Origin of the sequence: Micromonospora sp. NPDC050397, from assembly GCF_044901685.1 — a bacterium.
GTDB lineage: Bacteria > Actinomycetota > Actinomycetes > Mycobacteriales > Micromonosporaceae > Micromonospora_G.
In genome coordinates, this window is the sequence record NZ_JBJDPS010000004.1 from 476,984 (window position 1) to 493,658 (window position 16,675).

Annotated in this window: 13 protein-coding genes; 8 read left to right on the forward strand and 5 right to left on the reverse strand. The window is 71.0% G+C overall.

Translation table 11 applies throughout. The features are described from left to right. The first annotated feature begins 96 nt into the window (after nucleotides 1–96). From ACI2K4_RS17845 to polA, 5 genes are all read left to right on the forward strand, one after another. Complete coding sequence (locus ACI2K4_RS17845) at nucleotides 97–1,047, forward strand: branched-chain amino acid ABC transporter permease (RefSeq protein ID WP_404512612.1); 951 nt, start codon at nucleotides 97–99, stop codon at nucleotides 1,045–1,047. Next, nucleotides 1,044–2,234 carry a branched-chain amino acid ABC transporter permease gene (locus tag ACI2K4_RS17850; RefSeq protein WP_404512614.1) on the forward strand — a complete coding sequence of 397 codons (1,191 nt, stop codon included), beginning with the start codon at nucleotides 1,044–1,046 and terminating at the stop codon, nucleotides 2,232–2,234. Before ACI2K4_RS17845 ends, ACI2K4_RS17850 begins: the two co-directional genes overlap by 4 nt. Before the next feature lie 127 nt (nucleotides 2,235–2,361). Continuing rightward, the gene (locus ACI2K4_RS17855; protein ID WP_404512979.1) at nucleotides 2,362–3,186 is read left to right on the forward strand and encodes an ABC transporter ATP-binding protein; all 825 of its coding nucleotides are present in this window, start codon (nucleotides 2,362–2,364) and stop codon (nucleotides 3,184–3,186) included. Next, on the forward strand, nucleotides 3,176–3,886 hold the full coding sequence (locus tag ACI2K4_RS17860) for an ABC transporter ATP-binding protein (RefSeq protein ID WP_404512616.1): 711 nt from the start codon (nucleotides 3,176–3,178) through the stop codon (nucleotides 3,884–3,886). The genes ACI2K4_RS17855 and ACI2K4_RS17860 overlap by 11 nt, the downstream gene beginning before the upstream one ends. Before the next feature lie 101 nt (nucleotides 3,887–3,987). After that, nucleotides 3,988–6,702, forward strand: coding sequence for a DNA polymerase I (gene polA, locus ACI2K4_RS17865; protein WP_404512618.1), 2,715 nt, complete (start codon nucleotides 3,988–3,990; stop codon nucleotides 6,700–6,702). Nucleotides 6,703–6,720: 18 nt separating this feature from the next. On the opposite strand, the gene ACI2K4_RS17870 is transcribed toward polA, so the two are convergent. The 3 genes from ACI2K4_RS17870 to ACI2K4_RS17880 all read right to left on the reverse strand — a co-directional run bounded on the left by ACI2K4_RS17870 (nucleotide 6,721) and on the right by ACI2K4_RS17880 (nucleotide 8,184). Then, on the reverse strand, nucleotides 6,721–7,005 hold the full coding sequence (locus tag ACI2K4_RS17870; RefSeq protein WP_404512980.1) for a DUF3140 domain-containing protein: 285 nt from the start codon (nucleotides 7,003–7,005) through the stop codon (nucleotides 6,721–6,723). Nucleotides 7,006–7,048: 43 nt separating this feature from the next. Next, a complete protein-coding gene (locus ACI2K4_RS17875; protein ID WP_404512620.1) occupies nucleotides 7,049–7,267 on the reverse strand; it encodes a DUF2945 domain-containing protein in 219 nt (72 codons plus the stop codon). Nucleotides 7,268–7,365: 98 nt separating this feature from the next. Continuing rightward, nucleotides 7,366–8,184 carry a class I SAM-dependent methyltransferase gene (locus tag ACI2K4_RS17880; protein WP_404512622.1) on the reverse strand — a complete coding sequence of 273 codons (819 nt, stop codon included), beginning with the start codon at nucleotides 8,182–8,184 and terminating at the stop codon, nucleotides 7,366–7,368. A gap of 334 nt (nucleotides 8,185–8,518) precedes the next feature. Between ACI2K4_RS17880 and rpsA the strand changes: the two genes are divergently transcribed. Beyond that, the gene (rpsA, locus tag ACI2K4_RS17885) at nucleotides 8,519–10,015 is read left to right on the forward strand and encodes a 30S ribosomal protein S1 (RefSeq protein ID WP_404512624.1); all 1,497 of its coding nucleotides are present in this window, start codon (nucleotides 8,519–8,521) and stop codon (nucleotides 10,013–10,015) included. A 197-nt stretch (nucleotides 10,016–10,212) separates the two neighbouring features. Beyond that, nucleotides 10,213–11,394, forward strand: a complete 1,182-nt coding sequence (gene coaE / locus ACI2K4_RS17890; protein WP_404512626.1) for a dephospho-CoA kinase — start codon at nucleotides 10,213–10,215, stop codon at nucleotides 11,392–11,394. A gap of 78 nt (nucleotides 11,395–11,472) precedes the next feature. Here coaE and ACI2K4_RS17895 read toward each other — a convergent pair whose 3' ends face one another. Then, on the reverse strand, nucleotides 11,473–13,287 hold the full coding sequence (locus ACI2K4_RS17895) for a hypothetical protein (protein ID WP_404512628.1): 1,815 nt from the start codon (nucleotides 13,285–13,287) through the stop codon (nucleotides 11,473–11,475). 418 nt (nucleotides 13,288–13,705) lie between these two features. Between ACI2K4_RS17895 and uvrB the strand changes: the two genes are divergently transcribed. Further along, on the forward strand, nucleotides 13,706–15,814 hold the full coding sequence (uvrB, locus tag ACI2K4_RS17900; RefSeq protein WP_404512630.1) for an excinuclease ABC subunit UvrB: 2,109 nt from the start codon (nucleotides 13,706–13,708) through the stop codon (nucleotides 15,812–15,814). 72 nt (nucleotides 15,815–15,886) lie between these two features. On the opposite strand, the gene ACI2K4_RS17905 is transcribed toward uvrB, so the two are convergent. After that, nucleotides 15,887–16,525: an MBL fold metallo-hydrolase gene (locus ACI2K4_RS17905; RefSeq protein WP_404512632.1), complete on the reverse strand. Its 639-nt coding sequence runs from the start codon at nucleotides 16,523–16,525 to the stop codon at nucleotides 15,887–15,889. Between the last annotated feature and the right edge of the window lie 150 nt (nucleotides 16,526–16,675).

Below are 16,675 nucleotides of genomic sequence, written 5' to 3' on the forward strand. Positions count from 1 at the left end.
CGAACCGGATCGGTGCGAAACGAACACTAATGGTGCTGGTGTGGCCGGCGAACTTCTGCCGGCCACACCCGTATCACGCAACCCCTCGGAGCTTTGGTGGACTTTGCAGAACTCTTCCGGGGATTCCCGGAACTGACCACGACCGGGCTGGTCCAGGGCGCGATCTACGCGCTCATCGCGCTCGGCTACACCCTCGTGTACGGCGTCCTTCGCCTCATCAACTTCGCGCACTCCGAGGTCTTCATGATCGGCACCTTCGCCGCCGTGTGGACCTGGGGCTTCTTCGGCCTGAACAGCAACAGTGACGCCCCCTCGGTGGGGATGGCCCTGCTGCTGATCGTGCTCGCGATAGCCGCCGCGGCGGTGCTCTCCGGTGGTACCGCCCTCCTGATCGAGGTGACGGCCTACCGTCCGCTGCGGCGGCGTAACGCCCCGCCGCTCGCCTTCCTCATCACCGCGATCGGCGCGTCGTACTTCCTGATGGAGCTGTTGGGCGCACTCACCCAGCGGCGCCAGATCGGCGCACCCCGGCTGCTCCCCACCGACCCGATCATCAGCATCGGTGGGTTCCACATCACCCCGGTCCAGCTGCTCACCCTGAGCGTCGCGATCATCATGATGGTCAGCCTGGACTTCTTCGTGAACAAGACCCGGTTCGGTCGGGGCATCCGGGCGGTGGCGCAGGACGCCAACACCGCCGCGCTGATGGGTGTCAACAAGAGCCGGGTGATCGGACTGGTCTTCGTCCTGGGTGGCCTGATGGCCGGCGTCGCCGCGGTCTTCAGCGACATGAAGAGCGGCAACACCCGTTACAACATCGGCTTCCTGCTCGGGCTCAAGGCGTTCTCCGCCGCGGTGCTCGGCGGCATCGGCAACCTGCGCGGCGCCGCGATCGGTGGCGTGCTGCTCGGGCTGGTGGAGAACTACGGCTCGGCCGTCTTCGGGTCGCAGTGGCGCGACCTGATCGCCTTCGTCGTGCTGATCACCCTGCTGATGTTCCGGCCGACCGGTCTGCTCGGCGAGTCGTTGGGAAGGGCGCGGGCATGACCGACTTCCGTACCCGGTGGCACGCCGCCACCAGCCGCGTGGGGCACGCGTTCGACACGCTGCCCAAGCCGGTCCGGATCGCCGGGCTGGTGCTCTTCGTGGTCTTCCTCTATCTCCTGCCGAACAAGTCGTTCTACGAGTACCTGAACATCCCAGGGGTGTGGATCCCGCTCTACACCACCAGCAACGACATGGCCGCGGTGCTGTTCTACTGTGCCTGGATCGTGCTGCTGTCGCTCGGCCTGAACGTCGTGGTCGGTTACGCCGGCCTGCTCGACCTCGGTTTCTTCGGCTTCTTCGCGGTCGGGGCCTACACGGTCGCGTTGCTCACCTCGCCGGAGAGCAAGCTCATCACCGAGTACAACTGGCTGGAGAGCCCGTGGCCCTGGCTGGTCACGGTGCCGATCGCGATCGCCCTGTCGCTGCTGTCCGGGGTGCTGCTCGGCGCTCCGACACTGCGGCTGCGTGGTGACTACCTGGCGATCGTGACCCTCGGCTTCGCCGAGATGATCCGGATCATCGCGAAGAACCAGGACTGGATCCTCAACGGTGACCGGGGCATCCCGCAGGTGGCGCACCCGCCGGGCAAGTGGTCCGACGGCACCCCGATCTTCGGCCTCGAGTTCAAGCCGTACTACTGGCTGCTGCTCACGGTGATCATCATCGCGATCTTCCTGATCCGGAACCTCTCCCGCAGCCGGGTCGGCCGGGCCTGGGTCGCGATCCGGGAGGACGAGGACGCGGCCGAACTGATGGGCGTGCCGACGTTCCGGTTCAAGCTCTGGGCGTTCGCCATCGGCGCGGCGGTCGGCGGGCTCTCCGGGTCGCTCTGGGCGGGGCAGGCGAACTTCGTCAACTCCTCCACCTTCTCGCTGGAGAACTCCATCCTGGTGCTGGCCGCGGTGCTGCTCGGCGGTGCCGGCAGTATCCCCGGCGCGATCCTCGGTGGCTTCCTGGTGATCTACATTCCGGAGTGGCTACGGTCGGTAGGGGACGTCTTCGGCATGCCGGAGACGGTCAACGTCGCGGGTCGGGCGTACGACATCAGCCCCACCTCGTTGCGTTACGTGTTCTTCGGGGCGTTGCTGATCATCGTGATGGTCTTCCGGCCGCAGGGTCTGTGGCCGAACCGGCGGCGGGCCGCCGAGCTCAAGGACCGGCAGAAGGAGGTGGCGGTCGTTGAGTGAGCCGCAGAAGGACAGTGAGCGGGACGTGACCAGCGAGCGCGACAGCGCTCCGGACGCCCGGGTCGAGGTGGCCTCCCCGCCGGAGTCCGGCACCGGCGACGAGGCCGAGCGGGCCCCGGCGGCGCAGATCCCGGCGCAGCGGGAGGAGACCCCGGGTCCGGCGGTGCCGCCGGCCGGTCGCGAACCGCTGCTCGAGGTGGACAACGTCACCCTCCGCTTCGGCGGGGTGGTGGCGCTGAACCAGGTGGACTTCACCCTCTACAAGGGTGAGATCCTCGGCCTGATCGGACCGAACGGGGCCGGGAAGACCACCTGCTTCAACGCCATGACCGGCGTCTACACCCCGACCGAGGGTGAGATCCGGTTCCAGGGTCGCAAGCTCAGTGGGCAGAAGCGTTTCAAGATCACCAAGCTCGGCGTGGCCCGTACGTTCCAGAACATCCGTCTCTTCCCGGAGATGACGGTGTTGGAGAACGTGCAGGTGGGCGCGGACGCCCACCACAAGACCAGCGTGCCGAGCGCGCTGCTGCGGCTGCCCCGGCACTGGCGCGAGGAGAAGCAGGGCCGGGAGAAGGCGCGCGAGCTGCTCGACTTCGTCGGGGTCAACAGCTCGATGGAGAACCTGGCCCGCAACCTCTCCTACGGTGACCAGCGGCGGTTGGAGATCGCCCGCGCGCTGGCCACCGACCCGACCCTGCTCTGCCTGGACGAGCCGGCCGCCGGCTTCAACCCGGCCGAGAAGGAGGCGCTGCTCCAGCTCATCCGCAAGATCCGGGACCGGGGTGTCACGGTGCTGCTGATCGAGCACGACATGCGGCTGGTCATGGGCGTCACCGACCGGATCGTGGTGCTGGAGTTCGGCCAGAAGATCGCCGAGGGTACGCCGGCCGAGGTCCGGGACGACCCGAAGGTGATCGCGGCTTACCTGGGGGTGTCGGAAGATGCTGCTTGAGATCGACAACCTGACCCTGCTGTACGGCCGGATCCAGGCGCTGCACGGCATCAGCCTGACCGTCGCCGAGGGCGAGATCGTGGCCCTGATCGGCGCGAACGGTGCCGGCAAGACGACCACGATGCGGGCCATCTCCGGCCTGCGCCCGGTCGCCGGCGGGTCGATCAGGTTCGACGGCACCGACGTCACCAAGTTGCGGGCCGACCTGCGGGTGATCCGTGGCATCGGCCAGTCGCCGGAGGGTCGGGGCGTCTTCCCCGGCATGACGGTGCACGAGAACCTGGAGATGGGCGCCTACACCCGGCGGGACAAGGCGGGCATCGCCAGCGACCTGGAGATGGTGTACGGGCTCTTCCCGCGCCTGCTGGAGCGGCGCAAGCAGCCCGGCGGCACCCTCTCCGGCGGTGAGCAGCAGATGCTGGCGGTCGGGCGGGCCCTGATGACCCGGCCCCGCCTGCTCCTGTTGGACGAACCGTCGATGGGCCTGGCGCCCAAGCTGATCCAGCAGATCTTCGAGATCATCACGCGGATCAACGAGCAGGGCACCACCATCCTGCTGGTCGAGCAGAACGCCCAGCAGGCGCTCTCCCGGGCCCACCGGGGCTACGTGCTGGAGACCGGCCGGATCGTCAAGGAGGGCAGCGGCCAGGACCTCCTGCACGACCCGGCGGTCAAGGAGGCGTACCTGGGCGTGGCCTGACCTCGCCCGAGACACGGCGGGCCCGGCGCGTACGCGCCGGGCCCGTTGTCGTACCGGTGGTCACCGTGGTCCGGTTTGTCGCCGTGTGGGGCGTGCCCGGGATGTCGGGGGTCCCGACTAGAGTCGGCAGGGTGACCGACGCACCCCGCCTCCTGTTGTTGGACGGCCACTCGCTGGCCTACCGGGCCTTCTTCGCCCTTCCGGTGGAGAACTTCTCCACCACCACCGGCCAGCCCACGAACGCGGTGTACGGCTTCACCTCGATGCTGATCAACGTGCTGCGGGACGAGCGGCCGACCCACCTGATCGTCGCCTTCGACATCTCCCGCCGGTCCTTCCGCACCGAGCGCTACGCCGAGTACAAGGCCGGTCGGGCCGAGACGCCGACCGACTTCCACGGCCAGGTGAGCCTGGTCAAGGAGGTGCTCGCCGCGCTGCGCGTACCGGTGGTGGAGAAGGAGGACTACGAGGCCGACGACGTCATCGCCACCCTCGCCCGACAGGGCCGGGAGAGCGGCATGGACGTGCTGATCTGCACCGGCGACCGGGACGCGTTCCAGTTGGTCGGCGACCAGGTCACCGTGCTCTACCCCCGCAAGGGTGTCTCCGACCTGGCCCGGATGGACCCGGCGGCGGTGAGCGAGCGCTACGGCGTCGGACCGGAGCAGTACCGGGACCTGGCGGCGCTGGTCGGGGAGAGCAGCGACAACCTGCCGGGCATCCCGGGGGTGGGGCCGAAGACCGCGGCCAAGTGGATCAACCAGTTCGGCGGCGTCGAGGGCGTGATCGCCCGGGCCGACGAGATCAAGGGCAAGGCGGGCGAGAGCCTGCGCGAGCGGCTCGCCGACGTGATCCGCAACTACGAGCTGAACCGCCTGGTCGACGACCTGGAGCTGTCGCTGGGGGCGGCCGACGCCCGCTGGGCCGGTTGGGACCGCGAGGCCGTCCACCAGGTCTTCGACACGTTGCAGTTCCGGGTCCTGCGGGACCGGCTCTACCAGTACCTGGAGGCGGTGCAGCCGGAGGCGGAGGCCGGCTTCGAGATGGCGACCGAGGTGCTCGGCACCGGCGCCGTGGCGGCCTGGCTGGCCGAGCACGTGCCGGCCGGCACCGCCGCCGGGCTGGCCGTCGCCGGCACCTTCGGGCGTGGCACCGGCACGCTCACCGGGGTGGCCGTGGCGACCGAGAGCGGGGCGGGCGGCTGGTTCGACCCGACCGCCCTGGACCCGGCCGACGAGGCGGCGGTGGGCGAGTGGCTCGCCGACGAGACCCGGCCCAAGGTGCTGCACGACAGCAAGCCGGCGCTGCTGGCGTTCGCCGCGCACGGCTGGCGGCTCGCCGGGGTCACCCGGGACACCGCGCTGGCGGCGTACCTGGCCCGGCCGGACCAGCGCTCCTACGACCTGGGCGACCTCGCCCTGCGCTACCTGCACCGGGAGCTGCGGGTGGACCAGCCGGAGACCGGTCAGCTCACCTTCGAGGGGCTGGGCAACGACGGCGAGGTCGAGCAGAACCTCATGCTCCGGGCCCGCGCCACGCTCGACCTGGCCGACGCGATCGACAGCGAGCTCGCCCGTGACGGTGAACTCTCCGCTCGGCTCCTGGCCGACGTGGAACTGCCGCTGGTCCGGGTGCTCGGCGAGATGGAGCGGGTCGGCATCGCCGCCGACACCGACTACCTCACCGAGTTGGAGGCCCACTTCGCGGGCGAGGTGAAGGCGGCGGCGCAGGCGGCGTACGAGGTGGTCGGGCGCGAGTTCAACCTGGGCTCGCCGAAGCAGTTGCAGGAGATCCTCTTCACCGAGCTGGGCCTGCCCAAGACCAAGAAGATCAAGACGGGTTACACCACCGACGCGGACGCGTTGCAGTGGCTCTACGCGCAGAACCCGCACCCGGTGCTGGCGCACCTGCTGCGTCACCGGGACGTGGCCCGGCTGAAGTCAACCGTCGACGGGCTGCTCAAGTCGATCTCCGACGACGGCCGGATCCACACCACGTACAACCAGACGGTGGCGGCAACCGGGCGGCTCTCGTCGACCGACCCGAACCTGCAGAACATCCCGATCCGGACCGAGGAGGGGCGCCGGATCCGGCGCGCGTTCGTGGTCGGGGCGGGCTACGACACCCTGCTCACCGCCGACTACAGCCAGATCGAGATGCGGATCATGGCGCACCTCTCGGCCGACCAGGCGCTGATCGAGGCGTTCAACTCGGGCGAGGACTTCCACGCCGCCACCGCCTCGTTTGTCTTCCACGTGCCGGTGGCCGAGGTCACCGCGGACCAGCGGCGCAAGATCAAGGCGATGAACTACGGCCTGGCGTACGGGCTGAGCGCGTTCGGCCTGGCCCAACAGCTCAACATCGCCGCGGACGAGGCCCGTGGCCTGATGGAGGAGTACTTCACCCGGTTCGGTGGGGTCCGCGACTACCTCCAGGAGGTGGTGCGGCGGGCCGTGCGCGACGGTTACACCGAGACCATGCTCGGTCGACGGCGTTACCTGCCCGACCTGGTCAGCGACAACCGGCAGCGGCGGGAGATGGCCGAGCGGATGGCGCTCAACGCCCCGATCCAGGGCTCGGCCGCCGACATGATCAAGGTGGCGATGCTGCACGTGCAGGCCGCGCTGGCCGACTCCGGCCTGCGGTCGCGAATGCTGCTCCAGGTGCACGACGAGCTGGTCTTCGAGGTTCACCCCGGTGAGCGGGAGCGGCTCGAGGAGCTGGTCCGGCGGGAGATGGGCAACGCCCACCCGCTCTCGGTGCCGCTGGAGGTGTCGGTCGGCGCGGGCCAGGACTGGAACAGCGCCGACCACTGAGCCGGTGACCGGACGGGGTCACGATCCCTTGAGCGGGTCGTGGCCCCAGTTCATCAGCGAGTAACGCCACTTGGTCTGGCTGACGTCGCCCTTGGGGCGCTGCGCCATGTGCCGGTGTACGTAGCCGACGACCTTGCGCATGTGCGCGTAGTCCCGGTCGGTCAGCTCCGCCCGCTTGCGCCGGAGCAGGCCGATGATCCGCCGCCCCGACTCGTGGCCGACCGACTCGCCACCGCCCGAGTGCTGGCCGACCGCCTTCGAGTCGTCGGTCTCCAACCACGTCTCCAACTCGCCCGGCTTCATGTTCACCGCGTCGGTGAAGTCGCGGTAGATGCCGGCCTGGTCGTCAGCGGGGGGCACGGCGCAGCGCCTCCGACCTGTGCACGGCCTCGGCGCCGGAGTCGGTGCGGACCCGGTAGTGCGGCTCCTCCCGGGAGGCGTCGACCGTACGCCGGGCCGCGGTCGTCCGTTGGGTGAGCTCCTCCTGGACGGTGCCGTACGCGGTCCCGCCGTGACTGCGCCAGCTCACCCGGTCGCCCTTGTGCAGCTTCTCGTCCTTGTCCATGACACGGTCTACCCCCGCCCCGGGGGCGGAAACCGTGCCGCCGCCCGAGCGGGACCGTAGCGGCGGGACCGAAAGTGATCAGGGGAAGGGGGGACCGTTCAGGAGGTTATGAGCGGTTTGTCGCTTACGAAGATCGCCGTACCCGGGAAGAGTTGTCCGCGCAGCGGGCTCCACTGACCCCAGAGCTGCTCGTGTCCCTCCGGCCACTCCGGTTCCACCAGGTCACGCAGGCGGAACCCGGCACCGACGAGTTCGCGGACCCGGTCACCAACGGTGCGGTGCTGCTCGACGTAGCTGGGCACCCCGTCGGCGTCCTGCTCGACGTACGGGCGGCGGTCGAAGTAGGAGTGGGTGGCGGTCAGACCGCCCTCACCCGGGTCGTCGAGGAAGATCCAGCGCATCGGGTGGGTCACCGAGAAGACCCACTGCCCGCCCGGGCGCAGCACCCGGTACACCTCCCGCATCACCGCGGCCGAGTCGGCCACGAACGGCACCGCGCCGAAGGCCGTACAGACGATGTCGAAGGCGTCGTCGGCGAACGGCAGGGCGAGCGCGTCGGCCTGGACCAGCGGTACGCGTACCCCGGTCTTGTCGGCCGTCCACGCGGCGTGCCGCAACATGCCGGCGGAGAGGTCCAGGGCGACCGGCCGGGCCCCCTCGGTGGCCAGCCAACGCGACGCCGACGCGGCACCGCAGCCCAGTTCCAGCACCCGCCGGCCGGAGACGTCGCCGAGCAGCCGGGCGTCGGCCTCGCGCAGCCGTTCCGGACACCAGACGAAGTCGACGTCACCGAGGAACTCGCCGTGCTCGTCCTGGTAGTCGTCGGCGTCCCGGTCCCACCACCGGCGGCTCGCCCGGCGGGTCTCGGCGTCGCCGACCGTGCGTCGCGTCACACCGGAGGTATCGTCGTCAGTCACCCCGGCCACGCTAGAGCCCGGGTACGCGCACGTCGACGGCGGCCTGGCGAAGCGCCCCGCGGAGCGTGCCGGGCGGGCGAGTTCCCGCGTCGTGGACGGCGTGTCGCATCAGGTGGCGGGAGGGCTTGCATGCTGTGGTAATGCGCACGGTAAGCTGTTCGATGCGCTCGCGGATCGTGTGCCTCGGCAGGGAGCAGGTCCGCGGTCGACGGGCATATCCCACGGTCTCACGCATGATCGTTCGGTGTGTACGGCGACGGATCCGCTGGCGCAAACAGGTCACTGCGACACAAACGCCTGCTGTGACACCCATCCGACCGGAGCAACCGCCCACATGACGAGCAGCATCGAGGCCCCCTCGAGCGCCAACCGGGTCACCCACGACGATCTCGGCTCCGAGGAAGCTTTCCTCGCCGCGATCGACGAGACCATCAAGTACTTCAACGACGGCGACATTGTCGAAGGCACCGTCGTCAAGGTCGATCGGGACGAGGTCCTGCTCGACATCGGCTACAAGACCGAGGGCGTCATCCCCTCGCGCGAGTTGTCGATCAAGCACGACGTGGACCCCGCCGAGGTGGTCTCCGTAGGCGATCACATCGAGGCCCTGGTTCTCCAGAAGGAGGACAAGGAGGGCCGGCTGATCCTCTCGAAGAAGCGGGCGCAGTACGAGCGCGCCTGGGGCACGATCGAGAAGATCAAGGACGAGGACGGCGTGGTGCGCGGTTCCGTCATCGAGGTGGTCAAGGGTGGCCTCATCCTCGACATCGGCCTGCGGGGCTTCCTGCCCGCGTCGCTGGTGGAGATGCGCCGGGTGCGGGACCTGCAGCCGTACGTGGGCCGGGAGCTCGAAGCCAAGATCATCGAGCTGGACAAGAACCGCAACAACGTGGTCCTGTCCCGCCGGGCGTGGCTGGAGCAGACCCAGTCCGAGGTTCGCACCGAGTTCCTCAACAAGTTGCAGAAGGGGCAGGTCCGCAAGGGCGTTGTCTCCTCGATCGTCAACTTCGGCGCGTTCGTCGACCTCGGCGGCGTCGACGGTCTGGTGCACGTCTCCGAGCTCTCCTGGAAGCACATCGACCACCCGTCCGAGGTTGTCGAGGTCGGCCAGGAGGTGGAGGTCGAGGTCCTCGACGTCGACCTCGACCGCGAGCGGGTCTCCCTGTCGCTGAAGGCGACCCAGGAGGACCCGTGGCGTCAGTTCGCCCGCACCCACGCGATCCAGCAGATCGTCCCGGGTAAGGTCACCAAGCTGGTGCCGTTCGGTGCGTTCGTCCGGGTGGACGACGGCATCGAGGGTCTGGTCCACATCTCCGAGCTGGCCGAGCGCCACGTGGAGATCCCGGAGCAGGTCGTCCAGGTCGGCTCGGACGTCATGGTCAAGGTCATCGACATCGACCTCGAGCGGCGGCGGATCTCGCTCTCGCTCAAGCAGGCCAACGAGGGCTTCGTCGAGGGCGAGGAGCACTTCGACCCGACCCTCTACGGCATGGCCGCGACGTACGACAACGAGGGCAACTACATCTACCCGGAGGGCTTCGACCCGGAGACCGGGGAGTGGCTCGAGGGCTTCGACAAGCAGCGGGAGACCTGGGAGACGCAGTACGCCGAGGCTCGTACCCGCTGGGAGGCACACACCAAGCAGGTGCAGACCTCCCGTGCGGCCGACGCCGAGGCCGCTGCCAACCCGGCTCCGGTCAGCACCGGTGGCGGCGGGGCGACCTCGTCGTCCACCCCGGCGCCGGCTCGTCAGGCGGAGGAGCCGGCCGGCACCCTCGCCACCGACGAGGCGCTCGCCGCGCTGCGCGAGAAGCTCGCCGGCGGCAAGTGAACGGCACCGCGGGGTAGCTGACCGCGGATAGGCGACACAGCGGCGGCCCCGTCCTCCCCACCGGGAGGGCGGGGCCGCCGTCGTACGCGCCCAGGTGTGCTCGGGGAGCCCGGTGGAGACTCGCGGCGACAGCGCCGATCGGAGATCAAAGTCGCGGTCGCTTGCCGAGGCTCGTTCGGACAGGGTTGACTGATCCGGTGCTGATGGTCGGACTCACCGGTGGGATCGGATCGGGCAAGAGCGCGGTGGCGAAGCGGCTCGCCGGGCTCGGCGCGGTGATCCTCGACGCCGACCGGGTCGCCCGCGAGGTGGTCGAGCCGGGCACCGAAGGGCTGGCCGAGATCGTCCAGACCTTCGGCGACGGGGTGCTCGGTCCCGACGGCGCGCTCGACCGGGCGGCCCTGGGCGCGGTGGTGTTCGGGGACGAGTCGGCCCGACGGCGACTGGAACGGATCACCCACCCCCGGGTCCGGGCCCGTACCGCCGAACTCGCCGCCTCGGCGCCGGCCGACGCCGTCGTGGTGAACGACGTCCCGCTGCTGGTCGAGGTGGGACTCGCGCCGACGTACCACCTGGTGATCGTGGTGAGCGCGGACCGGGCCACCCGGATCGACCGGCTGGTCCGCGACCGGGGGATGAGCGTCGAGGCGGCGGAGCAGCGGATCCGGGCGCAGACCGGGGACGAGCAGCGGCGGGCCGCCGCCGACGTGCTCCTGCCGAACGACGGTGAGCTGGCCGACCTGCACGCGGCGGTGGACGCACTCTGGCGGGACCGGCTGGTGCCGTACGAGCGCAACCTGCGCGACGGCATCCCGGCGCAGGGCGGTCCGGTGGTGCTCACCGAGGCCGACCAGGACTGGCCCGCCCAGTACGCCCGACTGGCCGCCCGGATCCGGCACGCGGTACGCCCCGCCGAGCCACGGATCGACCACGTCGGCTCGACCGCCGTGCCGGGACTGGACGCCAAGGACGTGATCGACATCCAGCTCACGGTCGACTCGCTGGAGCACGCGGACGCGCTCGCCGCCCCGCTCGCCGCCGCCGGCTTTCCGCGTCGGCACGGTGACTGGTGGGACGAGCCCCGCCACTCCGACGGCGGCGACCGGTGGGAGAAGCGGCTGCACGGCTGCGCCGACCCGGGCCGTCCGGCCAACCTGCACCTGCGGGTGGTCGGCTCGCCCGGCTGGCGCTACGCGCTGCTGATGCGCGACCACCTCTGCGCGGACGAGGAGCAGCGCGCCGGCTACCTGGCGCTCAAGCGTGGGCTGGTGGCCGGTGGGCCGGACACCGCGAGCTACGCGGCGGCCAAGGACCCCTGGTTCGACGCGGAGCACCTGAGGGCCGAACGATGGGCGGTGGCCACCGACTGGCACCCGTGACCGGTCCGGGCCGGGCGGCTCAGTCGACGGACGAGGCCCAGCCCGAGGTCTTGCGCCAGCCGGTCCGGGCCGGGCGGCTCAGTCGACCGGCACGCCGGGCAACTCCGGCACCGACCCCGGGGCCAGGTCGAGTTGGGCGAAGGCACCGATCCGGGTACGCAGCTCCAACCGCCGCAGCAGCCCGTCCGGGTCCACCCAGTAGCGCATCCGGGCCTGGCCGCGCTCGACCGACGCCTCGGCCTCCTTGGGGATCTCGAAGACCGCGAGCTGCCGCCCGTCGAGGCTGTCCCGACGCAGCCAACTCGCCGATTCGCGCAGCCGGGTGGCGGTGCCGAGGCCGGCGCTGCCGATCGCCAGCACCTCGTTGACCAGCAGGTCCAGGTCGGCCGCACCGAGCGCGTCGGTGCGCTGCTGCCAGCTCGAGTAGGCCCAGTTCCGGTCCCGGGGCGGCGGCAGCGGCGGCGGTACGGCACCCACCGGCCGGATCGCCGCCGCTGCCGCCACCGAGCGGGACGGGCTGCCGTCCGTCGTCGGCCCGGAGAGGCTGGCGCCTGCCGTGAGTGCGGACGGGCTGGCCCCTCCTGCCGTCGGTTGGCCGTCGCCGTCGCCCGGGGCGGCGGTCGCCGTGCCGGGTGACGCCGGGGCCGGTACGTCCCGTGCCGCCACCCCGCTGCGGCCGGCGCGGAGCAGGGTCCGTTCGCCCGGTCGGTCCAGCTCGTGCACGGCCAGGTAGGCGACGCTGGTGGACCAGTCGACCCAACCGGCGGCCCGGAGGTTGGCGGCCGGTAGTTCGGCCAGTGGTTGGGTCGGCACGGTCAGTCCGATCTCCGCCCCGCCCAGCTCCCGGTTCGCCGACCGGACCCGGGCCAGCAGCTCCGCCTCGTCCCCGGTGATCGCGCGGGCCCGCACCGCCGGGCCGCCGAGCGCGGCGACCTCGGGCAGTTCGGGCAGCCCGGTCAGGTCGAGGTCGACCTCCATCGGCACGTCGCCGGCGAGCATCGCCTCGAACCGGTGCAGCCGTCCGTCGCCGTCGAGCCAGTACCGTACCGCCCCGCCGGAGAGCCCGGCCGGCGTCGCCGGGACCGGGAGGGTCCGCTCGGCGGAGGGCTCCGCGACCGGTCCGGGTGCGCCGCCGGCCGGCATGGCGGGGCCGAGCAGCACGTCCACGCCGACCCCGTCGGCCCGGTCGCGGCCCAGCCAGCGGGCCGTGTCCCGGGCCAGCAGCGGCTCGGTCGGGTCCGGGCGGTCGGCGGCGACGGTGAAGAGCAGGGTGAGGAACGAGTCGACCGCCGCCGGCACCGGCCCGCCGCTGACCAGCCGGCGGACTCGCCAGCCGTCGGTGGGTGGCGTCTCGGGGGGTGGCGCGGGCGTGGACAACGTCGCCGGCCCGGGTCCGCCGCCGATCCGGGCCGGGTCGGCCGGCGCCGGGTCCGGCCGGGTCAGCACCAGCCCGGGTACGGCCTGGAGCAGTCCCCGCTGGCTGCCGGCGCCGGGACCGGAGACGCTCAGGTAGGCCAGCTTCCGGTGCCAGTCGACCGCCCCGGCGAGCTGGATCTGGGCGCTGGCGCCGCCGAGCGTGGCGCGTACCCCGACCCGGCCGTGCCGGTAGTTGACCATCCGCATGGCGGCCAGCCGACCGGCCTCGGCGGTGGTGAGCGCGCGGGCCGGGTCGGTCGGGGCGGCCGGGGTGCAGGAGACCAGCCCGGCGGCGAGCCCGGCACCGGAGCTGAGCGCGAGGCAGCCGAGCACGGCCAGCGCCACCAGGCGGGCGCGTCGGGTGGCGGCGGTGGCCGGTCGCCAGCCGGCGGCGGGCGGTGGCGGGCGCCGGATGGGTGGCCGGGGGTGCCCGGAGCCGGGTCGTCCCCGCCCGAGCGGGGGCAGCGAGGTGCTCACGCGTGGTTGAACGGCGAATTCCGGGGCAAAGTGACGACCGAACCCGAGGAGGTCGTGCCGGTCGGGGCCGAGGCCCGGTCAGGCAGCAGCGGGTGCACCCGGGCGGCCAGTTCGCGCGGGGAGAGAAGGTCGTGGTGGTCGGGACCGAGGGCCGGTCAAGGGCGCTCGCGGCGGCCGGTCTGCGCGTTGGCGCGACCGCGTCGGGTGCGCACGCCGACGAGGGCCGGGGCTGCAACCACTGCGCCGGTCGCGACCGGCCGGTGTGGAGGCCCGGTCGCGGACCCGGTCGGCCGCCGCGAGCGGCCTACCATAGAACGGTAGCGCGGTGATCTCTACCACACAATGCGTGTATCGAAGCCGATCGTGTACACACCGTTGCCCACCAGGGCTGTCACACCCTCGGCGTACCGTTGGGGGCATGGCGCTCGACATCCCACGACTGGACGGCCGCTTCGAGGTCGTCAGTGAGTTCCAGCCGTCCGGCGACCAGCCGACGGCGATCAACGATCTTGAGCGCCGGGTGCGGCGGGGCGATCGTCACTCGGTGCTGCTCGGCGCCACCGGCACCGGCAAGAGCGCCACCACGGCGTGGCTGGTCGAGCGGCTGCAACGGCCCACCCTGGTGGTGGCGCCGAACAAGACGCTCTGCGCCCAGCTCGCCAAGGAGTTCGGCGAGCTGCTGCCGAACAACGCGGTCGAATACTTCGTCTCGTACTACGACTACTACCAGCCCGAGGCGTACATCCCGCAGACCGACACGTACATCGAGAAGGACTCCTCGATCAACGAGGAGGTGGAGCGGCTGCGGCACTCCGCCACCATGTCCCTGCTCACCCGCCGTGACGTGATCGTGGTCGCGACCGTGTCGGCGATCTACGGGCTGGGCACGCCGGACGAATACCTCGACCGGGCGGTGCGGATCAAGGTCGGTCAGGAGGTGGAGCGGGACAAGCTGCTCCGCCGGCTGGTCGACATCCAGTACACCCGCAACGACATGGCGTTCAACCGGGGCACCTTCCGGGTCCGGGGCGACACGCTGGAGATCATCCCGGCGTACGAGGAACTGGCCCTGCGGGTCGAGTTCTTCGGCGACGAGGTGGAGAAGCTCTACTACCTGCACCCGCTCACCGGTGAGGTGGTCCGTGAGGTCGACCACCTGCTGATCTTCCCGGCCACCCACTACGCGGCCGGTCCGGAGCGGATGGAGCGGGCGATCCGGGGGATCGAGGAGGAGCTGACCGAGCGCCTCGCCGACCTGGAGCGGCAGGGCAAGCTGCTCGAGGCGCAGCGGCTGCGGATGCGCACGACGTACGACATCGAGATGATGCGCCAGGTCGGCTTCTGCTCCGGGATCGAGAACTACTCCATGCACATCGACGGGCGCCAGCCGGGCAGCCCGCCGCACTGCCTGCTCGACTACTTCCCGGACGACTTCCTCACCGTGGTCGACGAGTCGCACGTGACCATCCCGCAGATCGGCGGCATGTTCGAGGGCGACGCCTCGCGTAAGCGGATGCTGATCGACCACGGCTTCCGGCTGCCGAGCGCGGCCGACAACCGCCCGCTGCGGTTCGACGAGTTCCTGGAGCGGGTCGGCCAGATGGTCTTCCTCTCCGCCACCCCCGGCAACTGGGAGATGGAGCAGGCCCAGGGCGAGTACGTCGAGCAGGTCATCCGGCCGACCGGGCTGGTCGACCCCGAGGTGATCGTCAAGCCCACCAAGGGGCAGATCGACGACCTGATGCACGAGATCAAGCTGCGTACCGAGCGGGACGAGCGGGTGCTGGTCACCACGCTGACCAAGAAGATGGCCGAGGACCTCTCCGACTACCTGCTGGAGCACGGCATCCGGGTCCGCTACCTGCACTCGGAGGTCGACACGCTGCGCCGGGTCGAGCTGCTGCGCGAGCTGCGCAAGGGCGACTACGACGTGCTGGTCGGCATCAACCTGCTGCGGGAGGGGCTGGACCTGCCCGAGGTGTCGCTGGTCGCCATCCTCGACGCGGACAAGGAGGGCTTCCTGCGCAGCGGCCGGTCGCTCATCCAGACCATCGGCCGGGCCGCCCGTAACGTCTCCGGCCAGGTGCACATGTACGCCGACAAGATCACGCCGTCGATGGCAAACGCGATCGAGGAGACCAACCGGCGGCGGGCCAAGCAGGTCGCGCACAACGAGGCGAACGGGATCACCCCCGAACCGCTCCGCAAGAAGATCCACGACATCCTGGACGACATCTACCGGGAGGCCGAGGACACCGAGAACGCCCGCGTCGGCGGTGCCGTACGGCAGATGTCCCGGGGCAAGGCGCCAGTGCCGGAGACCCGCAGCCGGGCCGGGCGGGGCGGCACCGGGACGGTCCGGGCCGGGATGGCGCGGGCCGAGATGGCCCAGCTCGTCCAGGAGCTCAACGACCAGATGCTGGCCGCCGCGCGGGAGCTTCAGTTCGAGCTGGCAGCCAGGATCCGGGACGAGGTCGCCGAGCTGAAGAAGGAACTGCGCGGGATGGACGCCACCGGGGTCCAGTGACCGACCCGCTCCGGCTCGGGGTGCGGCGACCGCCCCACTCGGGAGCCGGGCCGGACCGGGCGACGGCCGGGATCACACCTGCGTGGTCTCGCCGTCGTCCACCCGCTGGTAGGAAACCCGGGTCGGCGGTCCACCCCCGCCGACCAGGGTCGCGACCATGGTCCGGCCGATCTCGCTCAGCCCGCCGTCGTGCACCGGCACGACCCGCTCCGGCCGCACCTCGCGGACGTACTCGATCAGCTCGGCGGTCTTCGACCAGGGCGCGTGTGCCGGCAGCAGCAGCGTCCCGACCTGCCGGTCCGGTACGGTCAGCGCGTCCCCGGGATGGAAGAGCGCACCGTCGACGAGGTAACCCACGTTGGTGATCCGGGGGATCTCCGGGTGGATCACCGCGTGCAGCTCGCCGTAGACCGCGACCTCGACCCCGTTGACCGAGAAGGTGTCGCCCTCGCCCACCACCCGGAGCCGGTCGCCGAGCCCGTCCAGCTTCGCGCCGACCGACCGGTTGGCGAAGACCCGCAGCCCCGGTTCGCTCTCCACCGCGGCCCGGATCCGCTCCTCGACGAAGTGGTCGGGGTGCTCGTGCGTGATCAGGACCGCGTCCGCGCCGACCAGCGCCTCCGGATCGCTGAACCCACCCGGGTCGATCACCAGCGTGGCGCCGTCGCTCTCCAGCCGGACGCAGGCGTGGCCCCTCTTCGTCAACCGCATGGCTCTCCTCCCGACCTGCCGTACCCGAAAACACCGTACCGACCCCCACCCGTCCCACCCACCGATTGCCGGGTAAGGAAGGGCCCCTAGTTATCGGATTCGGTGGTACTGGGGGCCCTTCCTAACGCTTGTGGGGTGGTCGGTGTGGTT